General features: G+C 52.3%; 23 protein-coding genes. 8 read left to right on the top strand and 15 right to left on the bottom strand.

Annotated elements, in window-relative coordinates:
• The first annotated feature begins 26 nt into the window (after positions 1-26).
• The 3 genes from ACK3CJ_RS22120 to ACK3CJ_RS22110 all read left to right on the top strand — a co-directional run bounded on the left by ACK3CJ_RS22120 (position 27) and on the right by ACK3CJ_RS22110 (position 5,638).
• Positions 27-2,324, top strand: coding sequence for an AAA family ATPase (locus ACK3CJ_RS22120; RefSeq protein ID WP_409524355.1), 2,298 nt, complete (start codon positions 27-29; stop codon positions 2,322-2,324).
• 1 nt (position 2,325) lies between these two features.
• Positions 2,326-4,302, top strand: coding sequence for a UvrD-helicase domain-containing protein (locus ACK3CJ_RS22115; protein WP_409524354.1), 1,977 nt, complete (start codon positions 2,326-2,328; stop codon positions 4,300-4,302).
• 187 nt (positions 4,303-4,489) lie between these two features.
• Positions 4,490-5,638, top strand: coding sequence for an aminoglycoside phosphotransferase family protein (locus ACK3CJ_RS22110; protein WP_409524353.1), 1,149 nt, complete (start codon positions 4,490-4,492; stop codon positions 5,636-5,638).
• On the opposite strand, the gene ACK3CJ_RS22105 is transcribed toward ACK3CJ_RS22110, so the two are convergent.
• Complete coding sequence (locus tag ACK3CJ_RS22105) at positions 5,639-6,085, bottom strand: DUF411 domain-containing protein (RefSeq protein ID WP_409524352.1); 447 nt, start codon at positions 6,083-6,085, stop codon at positions 5,639-5,641.
• Between the two features lie 66 nt (positions 6,086-6,151).
• Positions 6,152-6,400 carry a GNAT family N-acetyltransferase gene (locus ACK3CJ_RS22100; protein WP_409524351.1) on the bottom strand — a complete coding sequence of 83 codons (249 nt, stop codon included), beginning with the start codon at positions 6,398-6,400 and terminating at the stop codon, positions 6,152-6,154.
• Between the two features lie 60 nt (positions 6,401-6,460).
• Here ACK3CJ_RS22100 and ACK3CJ_RS22095 point away from each other — a divergent pair, with 60 nt between their 5' ends.
• Positions 6,461-7,495, top strand: a complete 1,035-nt coding sequence (locus ACK3CJ_RS22095; protein WP_409524350.1) for a DUF2157 domain-containing protein — start codon at positions 6,461-6,463, stop codon at positions 7,493-7,495.
• A 51-nt stretch (positions 7,496-7,546) separates the two neighbouring features.
• On the opposite strand, the gene ACK3CJ_RS22090 is transcribed toward ACK3CJ_RS22095, so the two are convergent.
• Positions 7,547-7,795, bottom strand: coding sequence for a YdcH family protein (locus tag ACK3CJ_RS22090; RefSeq protein ID WP_409524349.1), 249 nt, complete (start codon positions 7,793-7,795; stop codon positions 7,547-7,549).
• 175 nt (positions 7,796-7,970) lie between these two features.
• Between ACK3CJ_RS22090 and ACK3CJ_RS22085 the strand changes: the two genes are divergently transcribed.
• The gene (locus ACK3CJ_RS22085; protein WP_409524348.1) at positions 7,971-8,915 is read left to right on the top strand and encodes an HPP family protein; all 945 of its coding nucleotides are present in this window, start codon (positions 7,971-7,973) and stop codon (positions 8,913-8,915) included.
• Positions 8,916-8,943: 28 nt separating this feature from the next.
• Here ACK3CJ_RS22085 and ACK3CJ_RS22080 read toward each other — a convergent pair whose 3' ends face one another.
• The 4 genes from ACK3CJ_RS22080 to ACK3CJ_RS22065 all read right to left on the bottom strand — a co-directional run bounded on the left by ACK3CJ_RS22080 (position 8,944) and on the right by ACK3CJ_RS22065 (position 12,410).
• Entirely contained in the window at positions 8,944-9,480 is a 537-nt protein-coding gene (locus ACK3CJ_RS22080; protein ID WP_409524347.1) for a winged helix DNA-binding protein, read from the bottom strand.
• On the bottom strand, positions 9,480-10,778 hold the full coding sequence (locus tag ACK3CJ_RS22075; RefSeq protein WP_409524346.1) for a TRAP transporter large permease: 1,299 nt from the start codon (positions 10,776-10,778) through the stop codon (positions 9,480-9,482). Before ACK3CJ_RS22075 ends, ACK3CJ_RS22080 begins: the two co-directional genes overlap by 1 nt.
• 15 nt (positions 10,779-10,793) lie before the next feature.
• Positions 10,794-11,345: a TRAP transporter small permease gene (locus tag ACK3CJ_RS22070; protein WP_409524345.1), complete on the bottom strand. Its 552-nt coding sequence runs from the start codon at positions 11,343-11,345 to the stop codon at positions 10,794-10,796.
• Positions 11,346-11,420: 75 nt separating this feature from the next.
• Positions 11,421-12,410, bottom strand: coding sequence for a TRAP transporter substrate-binding protein (locus ACK3CJ_RS22065; RefSeq protein WP_409524344.1), 990 nt, complete (start codon positions 12,408-12,410; stop codon positions 11,421-11,423).
• 227 nt (positions 12,411-12,637) lie between these two features.
• On the opposite strand from ACK3CJ_RS22065, the gene ACK3CJ_RS22060 reads away from it, so the two are divergent.
• Genes ACK3CJ_RS22060 through ACK3CJ_RS22050 form a run of 3 tightly spaced genes read left to right on the top strand, consistent with a single transcriptional unit; the run spans position 12,638 to position 15,089 of the window.
• Entirely contained in the window at positions 12,638-13,393 is a 756-nt protein-coding gene (locus ACK3CJ_RS22060) for a 5-oxoprolinase subunit PxpA (protein ID WP_409524343.1), read from the top strand.
• Complete coding sequence (gene pxpB, locus ACK3CJ_RS22055) at positions 13,390-14,142, top strand: 5-oxoprolinase subunit PxpB (RefSeq protein ID WP_409524342.1); 753 nt, start codon at positions 13,390-13,392, stop codon at positions 14,140-14,142. The genes ACK3CJ_RS22060 and pxpB overlap by 4 nt, the downstream gene beginning before the upstream one ends.
• On the top strand, positions 14,139-15,089 hold the full coding sequence (locus ACK3CJ_RS22050) for a biotin-dependent carboxyltransferase family protein (protein ID WP_409524341.1): 951 nt from the start codon (positions 14,139-14,141) through the stop codon (positions 15,087-15,089). Before pxpB ends, ACK3CJ_RS22050 begins: the two co-directional genes overlap by 4 nt.
• Before the next feature lie 7 nt (positions 15,090-15,096).
• On the opposite strand, the gene mnhG is transcribed toward ACK3CJ_RS22050, so the two are convergent.
• The 8 genes from mnhG to ACK3CJ_RS22010 form a co-directional block, all read right to left on the bottom strand.
• The gene (gene mnhG, locus ACK3CJ_RS22045) at positions 15,097-15,534 is read right to left on the bottom strand and encodes a monovalent cation/H(+) antiporter subunit G (RefSeq protein WP_409524340.1); all 438 of its coding nucleotides are present in this window, start codon (positions 15,532-15,534) and stop codon (positions 15,097-15,099) included.
• Positions 15,527-15,796, bottom strand: coding sequence for a monovalent cation/H+ antiporter complex subunit F (locus ACK3CJ_RS22040; protein ID WP_409524339.1), 270 nt, complete (start codon positions 15,794-15,796; stop codon positions 15,527-15,529). The genes mnhG and ACK3CJ_RS22040 overlap by 8 nt, the downstream gene beginning before the upstream one ends.
• Positions 15,797-15,847: 51 nt before the next feature.
• Positions 15,848-16,321 (bottom strand): Na+/H+ antiporter subunit E, encoded by a 474-nt coding sequence (locus tag ACK3CJ_RS22035; protein ID WP_409524338.1) that lies wholly within the window; start codon positions 16,319-16,321, stop codon positions 15,848-15,850.
• The gene (locus tag ACK3CJ_RS22030; protein ID WP_409524337.1) at positions 16,318-17,826 is read right to left on the bottom strand and encodes a Na+/H+ antiporter subunit D; all 1,509 of its coding nucleotides are present in this window, start codon (positions 17,824-17,826) and stop codon (positions 16,318-16,320) included. The genes ACK3CJ_RS22035 and ACK3CJ_RS22030 overlap by 4 nt, the downstream gene beginning before the upstream one ends.
• On the bottom strand, positions 17,823-18,170 hold the full coding sequence (locus ACK3CJ_RS22025; RefSeq protein WP_409524336.1) for a Na+/H+ antiporter subunit C: 348 nt from the start codon (positions 18,168-18,170) through the stop codon (positions 17,823-17,825). The genes ACK3CJ_RS22030 and ACK3CJ_RS22025 overlap by 4 nt, the downstream gene beginning before the upstream one ends.
• A gap of 2 nt (positions 18,171-18,172) precedes the next feature.
• Positions 18,173-18,622 carry a Na+/H+ antiporter subunit B gene (locus ACK3CJ_RS22020; RefSeq protein WP_409524335.1) on the bottom strand — a complete coding sequence of 150 codons (450 nt, stop codon included), beginning with the start codon at positions 18,620-18,622 and terminating at the stop codon, positions 18,173-18,175.
• Complete coding sequence (locus ACK3CJ_RS22015) at positions 18,619-21,084, bottom strand: putative monovalent cation/H+ antiporter subunit A (RefSeq protein WP_409524334.1); 2,466 nt, start codon at positions 21,082-21,084, stop codon at positions 18,619-18,621. The genes ACK3CJ_RS22020 and ACK3CJ_RS22015 overlap by 4 nt, the downstream gene beginning before the upstream one ends.
• 143 nt (positions 21,085-21,227) lie before the next feature.
• Entirely contained in the window at positions 21,228-22,010 is a 783-nt protein-coding gene (locus tag ACK3CJ_RS22010; protein ID WP_409526640.1) for a pyrroline-5-carboxylate reductase dimerization domain-containing protein, read from the bottom strand.
• Positions 22,011-22,102 lie beyond the last annotated feature (92 nt).

Below are 22,102 nucleotides of genomic sequence, written 5' to 3'. Positions count from 1 at the left end.
CCAATGCTTCGCATGGAGGCGTATCAATGCCAGTAACAGTTGAATCCAGCGGAATCAAGCTTCGATTTATAGAGCTATGTCAGTTTCGTAGGTTGGGCAAAGTTCAACTGAACATAGATCAAGAAACCACAATCCTAGTCGGTGCTAACAATAGCGGAAAAACATCAATTCTTGTGGCCCTACGTCACTTTCTTGCTGATCGGGCTCCTTTCGGAGCTTTCGACATCAGCCTCTCGCAATGGTCAAAGTTGCGAGCTCTTGGCAAAGCTTGGGAAGTGCTGACCGAAGATCCTTCGACAGCTTCCGGGCCAGAAGAACCGTGGAAAAGGCAGCTCCAGATACTGCTTGAGGCCATGCCAACGTTGGATCTATGGTTCGATGCAGATGCTGGCATGTATCACTATGTTACACCGTTGCTTTCCAAATTCAGCTGGGAAGGAGGCGCGGTCGGAGTTCGCCTGCGACTAGAGCCAGCAACAAACATTGATGAGCTCAAGCAATTAGCCTGGGCTTACCATACTACGCGTTTGCCGATAAAAGATATGGGGGATGACTCGCTAGCGTGGCCCATGGATATCCTTGATTACTGGTTGCGTGAGCCGTCAAAACTCGGGCAAGTTCGCGCATACAAGCTAGATGCTGATAACAACCCAGTAACAGGCCTTGATACCTACAATACTCAAACGCTCTCTATAGGTGCCAACCCGATTGAGCTCAAGTACCTTTCGAGATTGATTCGCGTTGATTTCATCGCAGCTCAGCGTGGACTCGGGGGCGAAGAGTCTGATTCACGGTCAGCCTCTGGATCACACCAAGTCGGCATGTTTTCAAACCAACTTCTTAGATTTGCACGACAGCACTTAAATGTTGCCAGCTCCGGACATGGCCAGCGTGCAGACCTTATTAAGGCTGTAGCTGAAGCTCAGAGAGACTTAGATAAGAAAATTCATGAAGCGATCGCTGATTCGGTTAAGGAAGTGAAAGAGCTTGGCTATCCAGGCCTGCATGACCCCCAAGAGATTCGTTTCCGCACTCGTATCCAAACGGCGGATCTGCTTGACCATGGGACTGCAGTCCAGTACAGCATGCAAAAGGAGTCTCTCGAGGAGCTCTTACCTGAATACTCCATAGGGCTCGGCTACCAAAATTTACAGTCCCTTAGCTATCAACTGGTTTCCTTTAGAGCAGCCCGGCTCAAGCCTGAAAAAGGTTCTCCTGTACCCGTTCACTTAGTAATGATTGAAGAACCTGAGGCGCACCTCCATGTTCAGGTGCAGCGCATCTTTCCAGGTAAGGCGCACAAACTCATCAGCCCGACTGCGAAGGACGCTTCGAGCCTGAAAAGCCAATTACTTATAAGCACTCATTCAAGTCATCTCGCCCATGCAGAAAATTTTGACCGGCTCCGGTATGTTCGCCGCATAGCAAAGAGTACGGTTACCTCCATGCCAACGACAGAGGTGGTCAACCTTGCAGAGGTCTTTGGTAATGACAAAAAGACCCGCCAGTTCGCTGAACGCTACTTCCGCGTTCAACACACGGACTTGCTGTTTGCCAACGCTGCAATTTTCGTTGAGGGCCTTGCAGAGCGTATGCTGGTACCACTCTTCATTGAGCGCGACTTCAAGGCTCTACACAGTCGCTACGTGTCCTTCTTGGATATTGGTGGGAGCCATGCCCACCGACTCAAGCCACTCATCGAAAAGCTCCGGATTCCTACAGTCATCATTACCGACATCGACCCATCTGAAGAAAAGGACGGTAAGCCTAAGAAAGATGGCGAGCCGACCAAGAAACTCAACGCTGTTGCAAACACCGGACAAACAGGACTTCAATGCGGTAACCCAACCTTACGTGGCTGGCATCCGAAGCTGCAACAACTCGATAATTTCAAGGCTCCGACAAATGATCAGTTGGTGTGGAATGAAATCGAAGATTGCCCCGTGCGTTTCGCTTGGCAGTTACCTATCACTGAAGCTGACGACAGCTGGCCTAGCACATTTGAAGACTCGCTGGTCCTCACGAATGTATCTTGGTTCAAAGGGCTGATGGATGAGAAGCCCGATGAGGATGGAATGGAGATTGAAACGCCGAAAGGGGCTCTTGGCTCTGTAGCAAAAAGGGCTGCTGAAGCCAGTAGCTCTCAAGAGCTGCTAGGTGCACTTCACACTCTCATGCACAACTCTTTCAATAAAGGGGACTTCGCCGCAAGCATCTTTGAAATGGTCTCTTCAGGTGAAGATGTCAAATGTCCAAAATACATTGCGGATGCCTTGACTTGGTTGCAGGAGCAGCTCAAGCCAAACCAAACCAAGGACCGATAGAATGAGCACACTCCCTATTAGTGCAGACAACGATCGTGATGCAGGGGTTGTCGAAGAAATCTGCGGCCACCTCACTGAGGAGCCCCCGCGAAGCTACTTCCTTTTCGCAGGGGCAGGTTCAGGGAAGACACGAACTCTAGTAGAGGTGCTACGTCGGATGACAGGGGTGGTGAAACACGAAAAAGGGGGGCTACTTGCCAGACGCCTGCGTATGTATGGGCGCTCAATACGAGTGATCACATACACGAAAAACGCGGTTGCGGTCATTAACGGACGCCTCGGGAATAATGACTTGGTAGGGGTATCTACAATCCACGCATTTTGCTGGGAGCTCATTAGTGGATTCAACGAAGACATCCAAACAGCTCTCATAGCAATAAAGGAAGCTCAACTTGAAAATAAAACTGCGGAAGCACGAGCAAAGCCAAAGGGGATTACACCAGCAAAACAGCGAGATCTGGAAGAAATAGAAGACGCCATAACGGCACTTAGAGAAACGGATGTCTTTATCTACCATCCGGATCGCGAGACTTATGGCTCCGGAGCGCTTACCCACCAGCATGTCCTTGACGTAACGGCTTGGCTCCTCAAGAACAGACCTACACTCCAGACTATCCTTAAAGATCGATATCCTATAGTACTTATTGATGAGTCACAGGACACAATGAAAGGCATGTTGGATGCCTTAATGAGCCTTGCAGAACCACGAGGAAGTGGTCTGACTATTGGCTTACTCGGAGACCATCGACAGCGCATCTATAACGATGGGCATTCGGATCTTCCGAGCTTAGTGCCTGAGAGCTGGGCTACACCAGAACTGCAAATGAATCATCGTAGTCAACGTAGGATCGTTACCCTCATTAACACCATTTGGGAAGCAAAGCTCGAAGGTAGAGCCAAACCTGCGAATGGCTCAAAACAGCATCCCAGAACAGAGAAGACAGGCGGCCTTGTTCGACTATACGTAGGTGACACGAAGCTTTCTACAGAAGATAAGGTTATCGGTGAACGTTGGTGTGCATATCAAATGTGGAAGGCGAGCGGGTCAGAGGTTTGGAGCCAAGGTACATACAAATTGCTCGCACTGGAGCACAAACTTGTCGCAGCACGCGGTTCTTTTCTTGATGTATTTAGTGCCATGGCTCTGCTTGACCCGAACGCTGCTGCACCTAGTGGCAGTGGCGAAAACAAAGGGCCCGCAGTTGTACAGTTTTTATTGAACGAGCTTGCTGAGCTAGAAGCGTGCGTTGGTAGCGATGGTGCCGTTAATGAGTTCAAGGTCACGGAGGTTTTTAGACGCTACGGCTGCCTCGATGGTATGTCCGAAAATACCGTAGAGCGAGCAAGCCGCGTCGACGAAATACTTCAAGCTATTAAAGCTTTCGCCACCTCTTGTGCAAATCCGATTTCAACCGTGCGAGAGATACTTGAACCAGTCTTGAGAGCAAAGCTGTTTGAGATTGATCATCGCCTCCTGGCTGCATATGCGGACATGTCCCTCCCACCTCCAGCACCTGGTAGAGGAGAAGAATCCAAACAGGATCGGATGCGCAGAGGTTGGTACGCGCTACTCTCCTCACCTTGGAATCAGCTACAAAAGTACCGCATATACCTAGCCGGGAATTCTTCACTGGCAACTCACCAAGTCGTCAAGGGCTCAGAATTTCCTCATGTCATGATTGTGATGGATGACAAGTTAGCTGGCGGCAACCTGTTTTGTTACGACAAAATCTTTGGTGGTGTAGAACTTAGCAAAAGAGATAAAGATAACGTAATCGAAGATAAAGAAACGACCATCGACCGCACGTTGCGGTTACTTTACGTTACCTGTAGCAGAGCGGAAGAGTCACTTGCTCTTGTACTCTGGTCATCCAACCCTGTAGCAGCCCTGGCACGAATTAAAGACAGTGGTTGGTTTGTAGATGATGAATTTGAAGCGATTCAATTAACAAACTCTAAATGCTTAATCGACCGTTGATATGAGATATCGCCAGTTACAGTCGACACTCTGTCGATGACGCATCAGAATGATGCAGTTATCAAAAAGCAGCACTCTAAGTGCGCGCCGAAATCAGCTATTGGTTTTATATTTTTGGTTTCTGTATAGGAAAATAACATCGGCATTGCCATGTCGGCACAGTGGCACAAATAGGATTGTAAGCAGTGTGAAGATTGGCTATCTGGATCGAGTTTGGAGCGATGGACTGGCTGGCTGGTGTCCTGAGTCCTGGGTTTTGGTTAGCATTAACGGCAAACCCTGCTGTACTCTGCACTGTCAAGATCAGCGCCTCGACGTTCAGGCAGCAGGACACTCGGAAGATGGCCTTGTGGGCTTCCAAGCGCCCGTGCAGTTTGCGTCTGGAGATATCGTACGGGTAACAACCCTACAGGGTATTCCTCTACACAACAGTCCCTGGTTATATTTAGCCCCCCAATCCCAAAACTGGCTGCCCGCAGCCCTGGCCGATACTCATCCTGAGTATGCAGCTATCGCAGCCCTGAAGTCTGAGCTTAATTTCGATCACTTTCGTCCATTACTTGGCCAAGTGGGTCAGGTAGTTGCCACAGTACTTGCAACACACGATCAGCCTGAACGGGTGGTGCGTCTGAATACGGACTATCGTGAAGCTGCGGACCTGACTCGCTTCCACTTGCTTGTACTCACCCCAGCGGCGATCTCCTGTCCAGCACTACACAAAACCTTGAATATTGACGGTCGACTGGTACAGATTTTCGACTATTGCACCGGGGTGACTCTGGATCAATACGGACCTGGCTGGGAGTGCTGGATACCTCGGGTGATAGAGGAGCTCAAACGCCTACAGGACGCCGGTGAGGAACAGCGTAAAACACTGGGCAGACGCAGCCACAAAGGCACACTGCTAAGAAAGCAGTTGCTCGGAGGCCTGAGCGATGGCCTCCGATCCCCCCGTGCACCAGGAGAGCGACGCTTCCTGCTATGGCTATTGACCACTTTGTGGCGCCTACCTCGGGTACTGTCCCATGGCGATTTGCACCGAAACAACGTGCTGGTTGATGCCAAGAGAGACACCATCGCGCTGATCGACTGGGATCGCTGGGGCTATCTGCCAGTGGGCTTTGACTTGGCAAGGCTTCTGCGCGGTGTACCTGGCGAGCGGGTAGAAATGCTGGTAGGTGGTGACTGGCAACAACGTTTGGGAGTGCTGGGCTTCACCTACTTGCTTCAACGTTTGGACCGACCGGGATTCGCAAGCTCTGCTGAGGGAGAGGAACTACGCCAGCGCTGCCTGACGCTGGCACGGCATGCAGGCAACCAGGAAACGTCTAAGTAGCTACTGATTATATTCCGACCAGACTTCTGGCTGCTTACCGGTCTGGTCAAACGCAAACACCTTGTAATGATCCAGGCGTCCGGTTTCCATACCCGGTGAACCATGAGGCATGCCAGGTACTGAGAGCCCCTTGATTGCTGGCCGCTCTCTCAGCAATCGAAGTATATCATCTGCCGGAACATGACCTTCTACCAGATAGCCATCAATAACGCCGGTATGGCAGGAAGACAACTCCTGAGGAAGTCCCAACTCTGCCTTCTTGCCATTAAGATCATCAATATTCACGGCTTCAACCTTGATGCCAGCAGACTCGACATGGGTAATCCAGTCTTTGCAGCAACCACAGAACTCGCTCTTGTATACCTGCATGACAGATTCAGCATTTGCTGTGCTGGTCAATACTACACTGCTCAGAAAAGCCGCCAGAATGATTGAAGGTGATCGCATGAGTAAACTCCGAAAGTAATACGTAATGGCTTAACCCTATGACAGGTAGAAGCGCCAGGAGTTCTGTCAGTGCAGAAACTTCTGCACATACCAGCAGGTAGCCGTGATCTGATAGCCATTATCTCTGGCCCACTTCAATCCGGCTCTGACCAGTTTTTCTGCCAGCCCATGGTTGCGCAGTTCAGGGGGCACGTAGGTGCTGCTGAAGTTGATCTGATCATCCGAGATCTGATACTCGAGCACACAATCATGACCATCCTGTGTCAGCAGAAAGCGGTTATACTCCATCTGATGTTCAACCATTTGCTCCATCATCGCGACCTCTACAGGGTAAAGTAGACAATATAAAAATAGATATTAGCACAAGGAGTGGCCATGAAACTGAATCGAGGCCTACTTGATGAGGCCAGCCAGCAGGGCATTATCAGCGAACAACAAGTACAGGCGCTCTGGGCGTTTCTGAACCAGGCATCTCAAGACACACCCGGGTTTCGCTTTACCCATATCCTCTATTATCTGGGAGGCATGCTGGCCATCGGTGCCATGACCTTGTTCATGACACTCGGCTGGGAGAGCTTCGGTGGTTGGGGGCTGCTATTTATTGCGCTCGCCTATGCCGTCGCTGGCCTGTGGCTGACCGAGCATCTGCTCTATAGCAAGCGCTTGCCGATTCCGGCCGGTATCACAGCCACTTTTGTGCTGGTGCTGACACCCTTGGCTATCTATGGTTTGCAAAATGGTCTTGGACTCTGGGCAGAGGGGCGTTTCTATCGTGATCTACACCGCTGGATCGACTGGCGCTGGCTGATCATGGAACTGAGTACTCTGGCGGTCGGTACTATCCTGCTCTGGCGCTATCGTCTGGCTTTTCTGGTGATGCCGATTGCCGTCACGCTCTGGTACATGAGCATGGATCTGGTGCCTTTTCTGTTTAACGATCTGGACTATAACTGGGAGCTGCGCAAACTGACTTCCATCTGGTTCGGACTACTGATGACGCTGCTCGCCTTCTGGATCGATGTCCGTACTACCCGCCGTCAGGATTTTGCCTTCTGGCTCTATCTGTTTGGCGTGATCACTTTCTGGAGCGGTATGACACTGCTCTCATCCGACAGCGAGCTGAACAAGTTTATCTACTTCTGCATCAACCTGGGCATGATTCTGATCGGAGCCGTCCTGTCGCGCCGTGTTTTCGTCGTATTCGGGGCACTGGGTGCTGCCACCTATCTCGGACACCTGGCCTATAACGTCTTCCAGGACAGTATTCTGTTTCCATTTATACTGACTGTGATCGGTCTCGGCATTATCTGGCTTGGCATACTCTGGCAAAAACATGAAGAACGCATCAACCGCAGAATTCAAAGTCTGTTACCGAAAAAGTTACAGATGCTGCTGGCAAAGCGTCATTAAAGGAGAGAAGTAAGGTAGGAGAATGTGCCCGTTACCGGGCACTTATTCGGATCAGACTGAAGCTTCATCGCTCTTCAGCATCGCGAAGAGCTGATCTTTCAGGCTCAACCGCTGTTTTTTCAGGTTTTCGATATATTCATCGCTGCTCACTTCGACACCGTTTTCAATACGACGCACTTCGTGATCGTGCTGATGGTACTCATCAAACAGTTTGGCAAAATGTGCGTTGTCCATTTTCATCTGGTGAATCTGCTCACGAAACTCGGGCAGTTCATGGATCAGATCGTGTTTTTCTACCATTTTCAGCTTCCTTGTGTATCAGATTTAGCTCAAGACCATACTAGACCTTTCTCAGACCCTTTGCATTGATCCAACGCAAAGGGTCATGATGTACTGACAGCCGGTTTGCCTGCAGCTTGCGCACAAGCTAGCATATGGGCTGTATCAAACATCCAATCACTCAGGTGAGTCGGCTTTGAACACTCTGCTGCGCCAGATCCTCGGCATTCAACCCAATACCACTTCTCACGCTGAGAAGCTGATATCCATATCAGGCGCATTGCTGGGGCTACTGGCTGTGTATGAGATCTCGGAATGGTATCTGGCTGATCAGAGCTCCCTGTTGATGATTGCGTCCATGGGCGCCACTGCCATTTTGTTGTTTGGCTCTCCGCATGGTGTTTTCTCTCAACCCTGGCCGGTATTGGGCGGGCACTTGCTGGCAGCAGCCATCGGCGTAACCTGCCACAAGCTGTTTCCCATCACCTGGTGGACACCGGCACTGGCTGCCGCCACAGCAATGGCTGCCATGCAATACCTCCGCTGCCTGCACCCACCGGCAGGTGCGACATCCATGATTGCAGTGATCGGAGGTGATCAGGTCTATACCCTGGGCTATGGCTATCTGATTACTCCGGTATTGATGAATGTAATGACACTTTTACTGGTCGCTTTTCTGTTCAATGCACTGTTTGCATGGCGGCGCTATCCCGCAGGACTGATGCGCAGGCATGAGGTCAGTCGGTCTGGAAACAATCAGCAGGATCATTTCGAACTGACTCGTGAGGATTTTGCCGCAGCACTGGAGCAGACCGACTCCTATCTGGATATTACGGCTGAGCAGATGGCAGAGCTTTTAGAGCTTGCGCATCAGCACTCTGCCAACCATCCGGTGCACCCTGATCAGATACGCGCCGGTCGCTGTTACAGCAACGGCAAGCTGGGAAAGAGCTGGGGCATACGTCAGGTGATCACACTGAGATCCGGGAGATCTGCCAACGTGATATATCGCACCCTGGCCGGTACAAATAAAGGTGAAACAGGTAGCAGCTCACTGGAAGGGTTTCGTCTGTGGGCCAGATATGAGGTGGTTGAACAGCAGGATGGTTGGGTCAAGGCAGGAAGCGAAGCATCTGACTGACAAATGCTTCGCTGTTGTTACTGATCCACTACAGCGAGGCCGCCGAGCGTGCCGCCTGATCATACAAGCCAGAGATAGCACGCAACGTACTGGCTATCTGATGCATATCCTCTCGAGCAATACCGAGCGATGCCAGAGATTCGATCAAACAGGCCTCTCGGATCTCTGCATAGCTGGTACAGACCTTGCGGCCCTCATCCGTGGTTCTGAAGAAGGACTCCTTGCCCATCTTCTCGCCCTCTATGAGGCCTAGTTTAGCCAGCTTTTTCAATGCATAACTGACGGTATGGCTGTCTTCAACATTCAACACCAGACAGATATCCGACAGGCGCTTGGCACGCTCACGATGATTGATGCTGTGCAGCACCAGAATATCCAGCGAACCCAGTTCAGGAAAACCAACAGCCGTCATGCAGCGAACCATCCAGCGGTTGAATGCGTGGCTGGATATGATCAGACCGAATTCAAACTCCGACAGCTCTTGCGCACTGCGCGACAGATGTTCGGACGAGACGATCGGGCCACGTGGATCAACCACACGACGGCTGTGTTTTTCCTGTGTCATCAACGATTACCCATGGCATCTGGCAGAAAGGTGACTATCTGCGGGAACAAGCTTATCAGGATAACACCCAGCAGCATCAGGAAGAAGAAGGGTAAGGCTGCTTTGGCGATATGCAGGATATTTTTCCCGGTCATACCCTGCAAAACGAACAGGTTAAACCCAACCGGTGGTGTGATCTGCGACATCTCGACCACGATCACCAGATAGATTCCGAACCAGATCAGATCGATACCGGCAGCCTCAACCATTGGCAACATGATTGAGGTTGTCAGTACCACCACGGAGATCCCATCCAGGAAACATCCCAGCACGATGAAGAACAGCGTAAGAACCGCCAGCAGCATGAACGGCGACAGATCCATCGTCGCAATCAGCGAAGCCAGCTCACTTGGCATGCGGGTGAAACCCATCGCTGCCGTCAGGAAGGAGGCACCGGCCAGGATAAAGGCGATCATGCAGGAGGTTTTCACTGCTCCCAGAGCAGCCTCCATAAAAGTGCTCCAGCTCAGCGCTCCATTGCAAAAAGCCAGTATCAGAGACAGTACCACACCGATGGCAGCGGCTTCAGTTGGGGACGCAAAACCGGCATAGATAGAGCCGATAACACCGACAATCAAAGCCATCATCGGTATCAGACGTCGCGATCTATACAATTTTTCCCGGAACGACATCACCGGATCAGCCGGTGGTACCTTATCCGGATTGCGCCAGGACCAGATCATCAGATAAGCGGCAAACAATGCGATCAGCATCAGACCGGGAAAGATACCCGCCACGAAAAGACGTGCAATGGATTGATCCGTTGCCACCGCAAATACAATCAGAATGATCGAGGGAGGAATCAACAGTCCAAGCGTTGCAGATCCCGCCAGCGTTCCCAGCACCAGTTTATCATCGTAACCTCGGCGTTTGAGTTCAGGGATGGTCATCTTGCCCATGGTCGCACAGGTCGCGGCAGAGGAGCCAGATACGGCCGCAAACAAACCGCAACCGATCACGTTGGTATGCAACAAGCGGCCCGGGATACGTTGCATCCAGGGTGAGAGTCCGGTGAACATATCCTCAGCCAGACGTGAACGGAACAGGATTTCACCCATCCAGATAAACATCGGCAGTGCCGTCAGCTCCCAGCTGTAGCTTGCACTCCAGATATCCGACGCCATCATGTCGCCGACCGGAATCGATGTGAACTGGCTGATCCCCAGCCAGCCGAGTCCCAGCAGGGCAAAAGCCACCCAGACACCTGTACCCAGCAGAACAAACAGTGCCACAGTCAGCACCAGCATCATGAATAACATAATCAGTCTCCGCTCTTATTCGTGACCACTGTCATCGATGATGAATTCGGCAGGTCGGGTGAAGGCTGTGATGGCAACCTGAAGCCAGGCTTCAAACAGCGCCACACAGAGCATTAATATGCCCAGCAACATACCGCTTTGCGGAATCCACAGGGGTATCCTGAGTATGCCGTAGGAGACCTCATTGAAGGCGATACTGTCATCCACGAGCCAGAAGGTATACCAGGCCAGAAAACCGCACAGCAGCAGCGCAAGACTCAGACACCAGAGCTCAAGAAAAACCCGTATAGTGGGTGATAGATGGCTGATCAGCAGCGTGACACGGATATGTCCGCCATTGACGAAGGTATAGGCCAGGCCAAGAAAGCTGGCCCCGACCAGCAGAAACCCGGAAATCTCAGATAGGCCCGGTATCGCAAGACCCAGACTGTCCTGTCCGATCCAGACCATGAATTTGTCTGCCATGCGACCCAGAATCTGGGCCGTGATCATTCCACAGATCAGGCAGAGGCATATAACCGAGCCATAAGCACCGGCTTTATATAAAGGTGTCAGTCGATAACGCATGGTGATTCACCGTAGCTGGCAGAAAGCGCCCCCGGCTTCCAGCTGAGACCGGGGGCTATTCACAGATGAGAGGAATCAGTTCTGCATGATGTAGTTCTGCAGGATCTGACGCCCCTGCTCACCCGCCTGCTCGACCCATTCATCTGCCATCGCCTTACCGATCTCCTTCAGCGCGTCAGACAGCGCAGGTGAGGGTTCAGAAACGATGATGCCATTTTCTTTCAATACTGCCAGTGCCTGCTCAGTCTCCTGCTTGCTCATCTCCCAGCCACGACGCTCTGCTTCTTCTGCAGCATCCAGCACCGCCTGCTGTACAGCAGGATCAAGGCGTGAGAAAGCCTCATCATTGACGATTACCATGTTCTTGGGCAACCACAGCTGAGTGTGGTTGAAGTGGGTCAGATAATCCCATGCCTTGGTATCGGCACCTGTTGCGGGAGAGGTCATCATTGCATCGACGCGGCCGGTGCTGAAAGCGGTTGGAATATCCGGCACCTCGATCTGGGTCGGAACCGCATTCACCAACTGGGAGAAGCGCTCACTGGAGGTGTTGTAAGCACGCATTTTCAGGTTGCGCAGATCATCCAGCTCATTGATCTCTTTCTGGGTATACAGACCCTGTGGTGGCCAGGGCACGGCAAACAGCAGACGCAGACGCTGTTTACTCAGTTCTTCGGAAATGATTTCGCGAGACGCCTCCCACAGGGACCAGGCATCGTCATAGTTGGAAGCCAGATAAGGAACAGAGTCGACATCAAAAATAGAGTTTTCATTCGCCAGACGAGACATGATCAGCTCGCCCATCGGTACGATGCCACGGCGTACTGAGTTCTTGATCTCGGCATGGCCGATCAGTGAGCCATTGGAGTGAACGTTGATCTTCAACTCCCCATCCGTGCGAGCCGAAACATCTTCTGCAAATTCACGTATATTAACGGTATGGAAAGTGCGATCGCCATACGGTGTCGGCATGTCCCACTCAGTAGACGCCACAGCGGTGGAAGTAAGCCCTACCGCAACGACAGCAGCCAGAGCGGCTTTCAGGAAAGGTTTGCCAGCCATCATGAGATTCCTCATTTGTTGTTATTGGTCTGTTGGTTATTGGTCTTTTTGTTCTTGAACACTGCGTCAGTCTTAGCCCTAAAGCGATAAATTGCCAACGCATGGTTAAAGATTAGGCAACCTATGAGGTTTACGTCAACAATTTTTTTACTTTTTATTGATAATTTATTTGCAAATTGTGTTTGTTTTGATAGATTCAAAGCATAAAAAAACAATCAGGAGGTATCTCCATGCCCTCACTACTCCTCAATGCCGATATGGGTGAAAGCGTCGGACCCTGGAAAATGGGGTTGGATGCCGACGTCATGCCGCATGTTGATCTGGCCAATATCGCCTGCGGATTTCACGCATCCGATCCAGATATCATGCGCTATACCGTGCGCCTGGCCAAAGAGCATGGCGTGAGAATCGGCGCTCATCCCGGATACCCCGACCTGATTGGTTTTGGACGCCGCTCCATGGCCTGCTCCGCGCAGGAGATAGAGAATCTGGTGCTGTATCAGACAGGCGCATTGGCTGCATTCTGTCGTGCAGAGAATACGCAACTGAGCTATATCAAGCCTCATGGCGCCCTCTATAACGATATGAGCAAGGATATTGAAAAGCTCGAAGCCGTCATGCGAGCCGTCGCTGCCTACGACCCAACGCTGCCACTGATGGTGATGGCAACCCGTGATCAGGAGCCTGCTCGGGCACTCGCCGCAAAGCTGGGTATCACGCTCTGGTTTGAAGCCTTTGCCGATCGCGCCTATGACTCACAGGGTTTTCTGGTATCCAGACGTGAACCCGGCGCTGTGCACCACGATCCACGACTGATTATTGATCAGGCAACGCGCATCGCTCGGCGCCAGCCACTGACCAGCAACGACGGCAGTGAGCTGTTACTGCAAGCTGATACACTGTGCGTACACGGCGACAATCCGGAGTCGATAGCAGCCGTCAAAGCGATCCGTCAGGCGTTAAAGGCGTGTGCAGCAGAAGTATGAAAGCGACAAACAAGCGTTTATCTGAGCAACAGGTTTCAGGCAAGCTTCCACGTCTGGAAAATGCAGGTATCGATGCCTGGATTATCCGTCTGTTTGACACGATAGAAGAGTCAAACATGAACTGGATCACGGCGCTGATGCGAGAGTGTGAAACTGCGCTTGGCGATGATCTGATCGATCTGGTCCCCTCCTACACCACCGTGCTGGTGCACTATGATTGTCAGCGTCGCGACGCACTTGAGATCCATGCCCTGCTGTCCTCATTACTCGACAGGCTTCAACCGGATACAGCATCCGAGAAATTGCAGATCCGTGAGTTGCCAGTCTGGTATGACCTCAGCGTAGGGCCTGAGCTGGAACGAATTTCAAACGCCACCAGCTTAAGTTATCCACAAATTATCCAATATCACAGTGAACACCTGTACCGCGTCTTTGCGTTGGGTTTTGCACCCGGATTTGCTTTCATGGGATCCCTGCCCGCTGCTCTGGAGCTGCCTCGGCTGGAAACACCCCGAACCCAGGTACCCGCTGGCAGTGTTGCAATAGCCGGGCGTCAGACGTCAGCTTATCCACAGGTTTCCCCCGGAGGATGGAATCTGATTGGTCGTACTTCCGTGCGTCTGTTTGATCCCGATCGTGATGGCATGAGTCTGCTGCAAGTTGGTGATGCTGTGCGCTTCAAGTCAGTCAGTAAAGAGGAGTTCATCCGACTGGGCGGTGATCCAACTCCCGTAGGAGATTCTCGATGACCTCAGCAGATATCGAACAAGGGCAACTGAGTGTCTTGCGTGCAGGTCCGCTGTCACTGCTGCAGGATAACGGTCGCTTCGGTGTGCGGCGGCTGGGCATCACACAAGGCGGCCCTGCAGATCTTCACGCCTGGGCCTGGGCGAATCAACTGCTGGATAACGCCTGGGGTTGCAGCGTTCTTGAAATAACCCTCGGCGGAATAGAGTTGCAAGCTGAACATGACTGCCGCATCGCCATCTGCGGTGGAGATCTTGGCGCGACACTGGATAATGTTCCCGTTCCGTTGTGGCAGAGCATCACCTGGCAGCGCCATCAGATACTACGTTTCAAAATGCCTATCTGTGGCGTACGTGCCTATCTGGCAATAAAAGGTGGCTTCAATGCCCCACTGATTCTGGGAAGCACTTCCTGTGTCAGTCGCGATGCACTGGGAGGACACAAGGGCGATGGCAGCAAGATCCGGCAGAATGATCAACTCTTCTTCCCACTGCACAACCCAGACCAGCTACCTGACCACTTCCTGCCTCTGTCAGAGCAACCTGATTATCGCAAACGGGCAGTACTGGATCTGATTACGGGCGCACAGATTGCAGATTTCAGTGGCGATAGCCTGTATCAGGCTTTCAATCGCGACTGGAAAGTGGATACACGGGCCGATCGCATGGGTATTCGTCTCAAGGGACCATTATTACAGTGCCATCTGAAAACGATGATATCGGAAGGGATCAGCCTGGGTGCTGTTCAGGTGCCACCCGATGGTCAGCCGATTATATTATTAAACGATCGCCAGACCATCGGCGGATATCCAAGGCTGGGAACCTTGACGCCACTGGCCTGCGCAAAACTGGCTCAGTGCCCACCGGGCCATCCTGTCAGATTCAGAGCAATCGGATTGCTCAGCGCACAGAATGAGTTAAAGCTTTTTCGCAATACATTTCAGTATTGAGGTTGGGTCAACTTTTCTTCTTGTTCTTTACACGGATACGCGGCTTCATATCCAGATTTTTCTTATAGGCTTCCAGTTGTTCGGGCGTTTCCAGCCCGCTGTAGAGCCGGTGCGTTTCAGGGTCATAACTCTCCTTCAGATCATCCTTGACCGTCCCCTCCCAAAGCGGCACACCAACAAAATAGCCAGCACGGCCGATCGCATGAGCGGCAACCGGTGCCGTTATCAGAATAAAAAGTACGACCGCTATCGACTTGGCCACCACCACACCATCAGCAAAGTGCAGACTGACAGCAAACATGACCAATATCGCGCCCAGCGCACCGGCCTTGGTACTGGCATGCATGCGGGTCGGCAGATCCGGCAACCGCAGAATACCCAGTGCCGCCAGCAGCATGAAAACAGCACTGCCGAGCATGGTTATCATGATCAGGATATCAATCATGACGGGGCCCTCCACGTTCCAGAAAGCGTGCAAAACCTATCGCAGCCAGAAATGCTGTCAGAGCCAGGACGATCGCAACATCAATAAAGCTGGCTTTATTGGTAGACACCGCATGCACTCCGATAAAACCCACCATGATAGAGGCGACCAGTTCAAGCGCCACAACACGATCGGGTAGTGTCGGTCCTTTAACCAGACGTACAAACACCACCAGGATCGCCAGCCCCATGATCGCAAAGGTGATCTTGATTACGATATCCACAGATACTCTCCTGCAACAGATCGCTGACAGCCACAGCTCATAGCCACTCTCTCAGCGAAGAATTTCAAGGGCACGGCGCTCCATCTCCTTCAGCTCTTTCAACAGCTCCTCCTCGTTCTCCATGAACATCGCATGGATGAACAGAACGCGACGATCATCCGATACGTCCAGAGTCAGTGTGCCCGGTGTCAGTGAGATCAGATTGGCAACCATGGTGATCTCCATGTCAGTCTTGGCCTGCAGCGGCATCGCAATCACACCCGGACGCATATACCAGATGGGTGTCACGACATCGAAGGCCACTTTGAAATTAGCTTTCGTCAGCTCGACAAAGAAAAAAACGATAAACCGCAGCAAGCGTGGAAAGCGGCTGGTATAGCCATGCAATAAAGGGACATGACGCTGCATCACTGCCAGCACCATGTAGCCGAAAATCAGACCGGCCAGAAAATTGTAACCGGTGAAGCTGCCTGTCAGCACGACCCAGATCATCGCCAGTGCCAGGTTCCACATGAAGGCCATCATGGCTGCACCCCCAGAACCGCTTCAATATACATCTTTGGATCGAGCAGCTGCGCGGCAGACGCCTGTGCCAACTCATAGATGGGCTGGCCATTCAGACCGATGAACAACGTACACAGCGCCAGCAGAATGATCGGCAGATACATGAATACCAACTGACGATCAGGCTTCACGCCTCTGAGCACAGTCAGATCAGCATCTTCAGGTGTTGCCTTCCAGAAGGCTTCAGCCCAGATCTTGATCATCGAATAGAGCGTCAGCAAACCGACCAGCAGTGCAACCGCCGTGATGACCCAGGCCTCTACCTCTATTGCTGCACGGATAATGATGAACTTGGCAAAAAAACCGGACAAAGGCGGCAGACCAGCCAGTGACAAGGCCGGGACCAGAAACAGAAAAGCCAGAAAAGGGCGCTCTTTATATAACCCACCCAGTTTCTTCAGATCATAGGTGCCCAGCAAACGATGCGCGACACCACTGATCAAAAACAGGTTGGTTTTGACGATGATATGGTGCGTGATATAGAACACGCCACCAATGATCGCCAGCGGAGTATAGAGCGCTAGACCCATGATCATGTAACCAATCTGGCTGACAATATGAAACGACAGAATGCGCCTGAACTCAAACTGGGCCGCAGCACCGAGTACCCCGGTGATCATGGTAAATGCCGCTGCCCACAGCAGCAGGTTATGGGTGAACTCCGGGCTTTGATTGAAGATCAGTGTAAACACCCTGAACAGAGCATACACACCCACCTTGGTCAGCAAACCGGCAAACAACGCGGATATCGCCACCGGTGGTGTGTGATAGGACGCCGGTAGCCAGAAAAAGAGTGGGAAGGCCGCCGCCTTGATGCCAAACGCGATCATGAACATCACTGCGAGCACATCCACCAGTCCAGTATCCTCCACCTGACCAAGCTTGAGTGCAATATCCGCCATGTTCAACGTGCCGACCAATCCGTAGAGCAGGCCGATAGCGGTCAGGAAGATCGCCGATGAGAGCAGGTTAAGGGTTACATATTTGATCGCACCTTCCATCTGTGAGCGCTCTCCACCCAGCACCAGCAGGGCGAAAGAGGCGATCAACATCACTTCGAACCAGACATAGAGGTTGAAGATGTCACCGGTCAGAAAGGATCCAGCCACACCGGCCAGTAATAGATGCATCAATGGATAATAGCCAAAGCGCTCATGACTGCGACCGGTAGTGGCAAGCGAATACACAGCAATACAGAAACCCATCAGGCCGGTCAGCAGCACCATGATCGCACTGAGCAGATCAGCTACCAGCGAGATCCCGAAAGGAGCCACCCAGTTACCCATCTGCATAACCAGAATACCCGACTGCCAGACGCTGAAAAGCAGCCAGATGCTTGTCAACAGCAATGCAAAGGTGCCCAGCACCGCGATCACTCTCTGCGCCAGGTGCGAACGCCAGAACACCAGCGACAGCGCACCACAGAACAGGGGAATCAGTATCGGAAGCGCAACCTCTGGTCTCACGTGTCAGTATCCTTCATCTTATCCAGGTCATCCGCATTCACGACTTCATAAGCACGGTGAATCAGTACCACGGCAAATGCGAGTACGCCGAAAGCGATAACGATTGCAGTCAGAATCAGTGCCTGAGGCAAAGGATCAGCAATCAGCCCCTCCGGTTGCATTGCACCTTTGGCGATCAGCGGTGGTGCTCCGCGCTCCACCCCGGCTGCAGCAAATATCAGCAGGTTGGCAGCGTTAGACAGAAGCATCAATCCAATCACCAGTTTGACGATGCTACGTCTGAGCATCATGTAGATAGCGGAGGCATACAGAATGCCTATCACCACTGCCAGTATCGGTTCCATACCTACTCCTCCGCCTCGACCAGGGCGATCACCGCTGTCATGACAGACCCCAGCACCGTCAGATAGACCCCTATATCAAAAATCAGCGGTGTGGATAACTTCAATTCAACCCCTCCCGGCAGTACCAGCGGCCACCACTGAGCCGTCAGGAAAGGTTCGCCATTGAGCAACACCGGCAAAACTGCTGCAATCAATCCCAGCAGCAAGCCCGTACCAACCAGATCCCTGGGATCAACACGCATCAGATCACGTGTCATCATCGATCCAAAAGAGAACAGATAAAGACTGAAAGCACCGGCAGCGACCAGTCCGGCAATGAATCCGCCACCGGGTTCATCATGACCACGCAGCAGCAGGAACAGAGAAAACAACAGCTGCAGTGGAATCAGAAAGCGCGCTGCCGTATGCAGTATCAGCGTGCCCGGCTTCATGCTCATGGGTTTCGTATTCATGCACCACCTCGCCCGGCATCATCCGGTGCTGCAGTATCCTGGTCTGGTGTATCAGGGGAAGAGCCCATCCTGTCCTGCAGCTCGAGATCCTGATTGCCATTCACATCCTTACGCTGGGGCGGCAGCACTTTCGGTGGCAGAATCAATGTTCCTGCCAGCTTGTTGGCACCGGGATCCGTTTCCGGATGAAACTTGATCATCGCGTAGACACCGATCGCAGCCAGTGCCAGTACAAAGATCTCACCCAGCGTATCCAGAGCACGGTAGTCGACCAGAATCACATTGACGATATTGCGGCCATATGCCAGCGGCTGACTGTTCTCAATCATATAGCCGGAGATGCTCGGGAAAAACTGAACATCGATGGTGATCATCACCAGCAGCGTCATCAGAATGCCGGTAATACCCGCCACCAGCACATCCCTGAAACGCTCACCGGGTGAGGAGAGACTGACAAATCCAGGCAGCCTGAACAGTACCAGCACCAGCAGAATCACCGTCAGCGTCTCAACCAGAATCTGCGTGATCCCCAGATCCGGCGCACTGAACAGGATAAACGTCAAGGCCACCGAAAAGCCGACAACACCCATTGATGCCACTGCGCCAAGACGTGAACGGGTAAAGCAGGCCACCAGTGCCGCTGCTACCAGCAAGAAGGCGATGATTAGCTCATGCAGTTGAACATCCAGATCCCAGTGCCACTGCACCTCGTAGCGGGCTATCAGCGTATAACCGGTCAGAGTGACAAACGTCAGCAGAATCACCCGCAGATAGTGGCGCATCGAGCCATCCTGCAGAATCCGTGTCTGCCAGTCGGCAAACCACACCAGACCATCCATCATTTTGAAATATCCCGCTTCCGGTCCTCTGGCAATTATCGGATCCAGCGGCTGCAGGCGTGAACGGAAGCTGTCCCAATAATGATAGATCGCAGCGCCTACCAGCAGACTGATGAAAGACATCAGCAGTGGCAGGTTGAACCCATGCCAGAGTGACAGGCTGACCTCTATCGGATAGCCGCCGACCGCAGATGCAGCTGCCTGAACCAATGCAGAGCCTGCAAACCAGGGCAGTAGACCAAATATCAGAGACAGCGTCGCCAGCACCACGGGACCTGCCAGCATCGATAGAGGGGCCTCATGCGGCGCTTTCGGGGTTGTCTTGAGTGGACCGATAAACGGCTTGAGCGCGACGATCGCCGCTACAGCAATCACCATCATGGATGCCGCAAGTGCCAGCAGAATCACCAGCCAACGTAAGGCAGGCGCTGCAATCACCGCTTCAAACATCAACTCTTTAGCTACGAAACCGAACAGCGGGGGTACACCTGCCAGAGACAGACCCGCAATCAGGGATGCCAACGCCGTCACCGGCATCTTCTTGCGCAGGCCACCCAGCACTGTCACATCCTTGGTACCGGTTTCATGATCCAGCGCACCGGCCAGCATGAAGAGTGCACCTTTATACAGCGAATGCGCCAGCAGGAAGGCGGCAAATGCCATCATCGCTTTCTCGGTCCCAATGCCCAGCAGCATCGTCAGTGTACCCAGCGCCATGACGGTCGAGTAAGCCAGCAATTTCTTGATATTGGTACTGCGGATCGCCAGAAAGGCCCCGACAAACATGGTGACAGCACCAAACAACGACAGTATCAGAATCCAGGCTTCCGTCCCCCCCAACCCCGGGTGAAGACGTGCCATCAGGTAGATACCGGCCTTGACCATGGTCGCCGAATGAAGATAGGCACTGACCGGCGTCGGTGCGGCCATCGCATTGGGTAGCCAGAAGTGGAAGGGAAACTGCGCGGATTTGGTGAAGGTACCGGCCAGAATACAGAGCAGCATCGGCAGATAGAGACCATGCTCACGAATCAGATCACCCTCTTGCAGCAGCTCCTGAATCGAATAGCTGCCACCGATTCCGGCCAGCATCACCATGCCGGCCATCAGCGCCAGACCACCACCGACCGTCACAATCAAACCCTGCAGTGCCGCCTTGCGCGCATCCGCACTGGTGTGATTGAAACCGATCAGCATATAGGAGGTGATACTGGTCAGCTCCCAGAAGACAAACAGCGTGATCAGGTTATCGCTCAGTACCAGCCCGAGCATCGATACCATGAACGACAGCATGATCACATAGAAACGGCCAAGATCGGGATGCCCCCGCAGATAGCCACCGGCATAGATCAGAATGAAGGTACCGATACCGCTGATCAGTAGCGCAAACAGCAGTGACAGACCATCGATGAAGAAGGTCAGGGAGATATCCATCCCCGGTATCCAGGCATATTCGAATACCGCAGTGGAGCCTGCCATCACCTCAGGCAGATAACCAAGAAACATCACGGTGAGACTGGCTGGAAACAAGGCCAACAGCCAGCCGATTCTGTGCTGAAAGATCCCGGACAACCAGGGTGTCAGGGCTGCCAGCAGGAAGCCCGATAAAACGGCAAACTGCATAATCAAGCGTGTCCTCTGGTGTTCAGTGAATGACAGACGTTGTATGTCTGATACAAGCAAAGTGGAATCGATACTAGAGCAAACCGTTCAATTCTGGCAAGTTTTTTGCTGTGAAAAACCTGACTATAAGCTGTTTATATTCATTATTTCTTTATTTTTTTCAATATATTGGATAACACATTACACCAGCCATCATGAGCCCCCATCTGCTCCAGCTCCTGCATCCCCTGAGCCGTATACGTCCCGGGTGTACCGATTCGATCAGCGATCTCAGCTGGCGTCTTATCCGGGTTGACTGACATCAGCATAGACACATCGGCATGATTAGCCATCAGAAGTGCTCGGGCCTTATCCCGGGCCATCCCTGTCTCACTCTGCATCCAGTTAATCATCACCTCCAACTGTGCAAGCCACCAGGCATTCGCACACACTGCCAGAATCGATGCATCAAAACTGAGCTCATCATCAAAATTAACCACAGTGGCACAGGCTGGAGACAGAAGACTCATTGCCGCTTCATCCTTGGGATAAATACTGATCGCACTGCGCCCTTCAGCCACGGCAAGACCTGCCATGACGCGGGTGACTCTGGCAGGGTGGAACATTGTTTCAAGCTGCTCATGAGTCACACCGGCGGCCAGTACTAAGAGATGATGCGAGGTTGTCAGCGTCAACTCGGCGGCCAGATCTGCCAACTGGCCGGGGCGAACACCAATCAGTAATATCTGGCATTGATCAGCTACCGACTGGTTTTTCTCCAGGCGCTGCAACCTCACCTTTTCATGCCCTCCGACAGAGAGCTCGGTGATTGGCAAGCCTCTGGGAGACAAGTAAAAATTACCCACGGCTTCGCTTGAACCCATTGCTCTGATAAACGCCCCAGACAATTCACCCACGCCGATTACACCCAGACCATTTTTTTTCATATCCACCACCCTTTTCCTGGTTTAAATCGTGTCTGATCCGGTTATAACACTACTCACTTGAAAAGATCATCCTGCTAACGGCAATCAAGCAG

This window comes from Nitrincola salilacus (genome assembly GCF_046271865.1).
Classification (GTDB): Bacteria; Pseudomonadota; Gammaproteobacteria; order Pseudomonadales; family Balneatricaceae; genus Nitrincola; species Nitrincola salilacus.
The sequence above is the reverse complement of the archived record's forward strand: the minus strand, read 5'-3'. Positions and strand labels throughout refer to the sequence as shown.

Excerpts from the sequence above, each read along its gene's own strand:
- ACK3CJ_RS22120 (WP_409524355.1), top strand. The coding sequence starts at position 27 with ATGCCAGTAACAGTTGAATCCAGCGGAATCAAGCTTCGATTTATAGAG.
- ACK3CJ_RS22115 (WP_409524354.1), top strand. The coding sequence starts at position 2,326 with ATGAGCACACTCCCTATTAGTGCAGACAACGATCGTGATGCAGGGGTT.
- ACK3CJ_RS22105 (WP_409524352.1), bottom strand. The coding sequence starts at position 6,085 with ATGCGATCACCTTCAATCATTCTGGCGGCTTTTCTGAGCAGTGTAGTA.
- ACK3CJ_RS22100 (WP_409524351.1), bottom strand. The coding sequence starts at position 6,400 with ATGATGGAGCAAATGGTTGAACATCAGATGGAGTATAACCGCTTTCTG.
- ACK3CJ_RS22095 (WP_409524350.1), top strand. The coding sequence starts at position 6,461 with ATGAAACTGAATCGAGGCCTACTTGATGAGGCCAGCCAGCAGGGCATT.
- ACK3CJ_RS22090 (WP_409524349.1), bottom strand. The coding sequence starts at position 7,795 with ATGGTAGAAAAACACGATCTGATCCATGAACTGCCCGAGTTTCGTGAG.
- ACK3CJ_RS22080 (WP_409524347.1), bottom strand. The coding sequence starts at position 9,480 with ATGACACAGGAAAAACACAGCCGTCGTGTGGTTGATCCACGTGGCCCG.
- ACK3CJ_RS22075 (WP_409524346.1), bottom strand. The coding sequence starts at position 10,778 with ATGTTATTCATGATGCTGGTGCTGACTGTGGCACTGTTTGTTCTGCTG.
- ACK3CJ_RS22070 (WP_409524345.1), bottom strand. The coding sequence starts at position 11,345 with ATGCGTTATCGACTGACACCTTTATATAAAGCCGGTGCTTATGGCTCG.
- ACK3CJ_RS22065 (WP_409524344.1), bottom strand. The coding sequence starts at position 12,410 with ATGATGGCTGGCAAACCTTTCCTGAAAGCCGCTCTGGCTGCTGTCGTT.
- ACK3CJ_RS22060 (WP_409524343.1), top strand. The coding sequence starts at position 12,638 with ATGCCCTCACTACTCCTCAATGCCGATATGGGTGAAAGCGTCGGACCC.
- pxpB (WP_409524342.1), top strand. The coding sequence starts at position 13,390 with ATGAAAGCGACAAACAAGCGTTTATCTGAGCAACAGGTTTCAGGCAAG.
- ACK3CJ_RS22050 (WP_409524341.1), top strand. The coding sequence starts at position 14,139 with ATGACCTCAGCAGATATCGAACAAGGGCAACTGAGTGTCTTGCGTGCA.
- mnhG (WP_409524340.1), bottom strand. The coding sequence starts at position 15,534 with ATGATTGATATCCTGATCATGATAACCATGCTCGGCAGTGCTGTTTTC.
- ACK3CJ_RS22035 (WP_409524338.1), bottom strand. The coding sequence starts at position 16,321 with ATGATGGCCTTCATGTGGAACCTGGCACTGGCGATGATCTGGGTCGTG.
- ACK3CJ_RS22025 (WP_409524336.1), bottom strand. The coding sequence starts at position 18,170 with ATGGAACCGATACTGGCAGTGGTGATAGGCATTCTGTATGCCTCCGCT.
- ACK3CJ_RS22020 (WP_409524335.1), bottom strand. The coding sequence starts at position 18,622 with ATGAATACGAAACCCATGAGCATGAAGCCGGGCACGCTGATACTGCAT.
- ACK3CJ_RS22015 (WP_409524334.1), bottom strand. The coding sequence starts at position 21,084 with ATGCAGTTTGCCGTTTTATCGGGCTTCCTGCTGGCAGCCCTGACACCC.
- ACK3CJ_RS22010 (WP_409526640.1), bottom strand. The coding sequence starts at position 22,010 with ATGAAAAAAAATGGTCTGGGTGTAATCGGCGTGGGTGAATTGTCTGGG.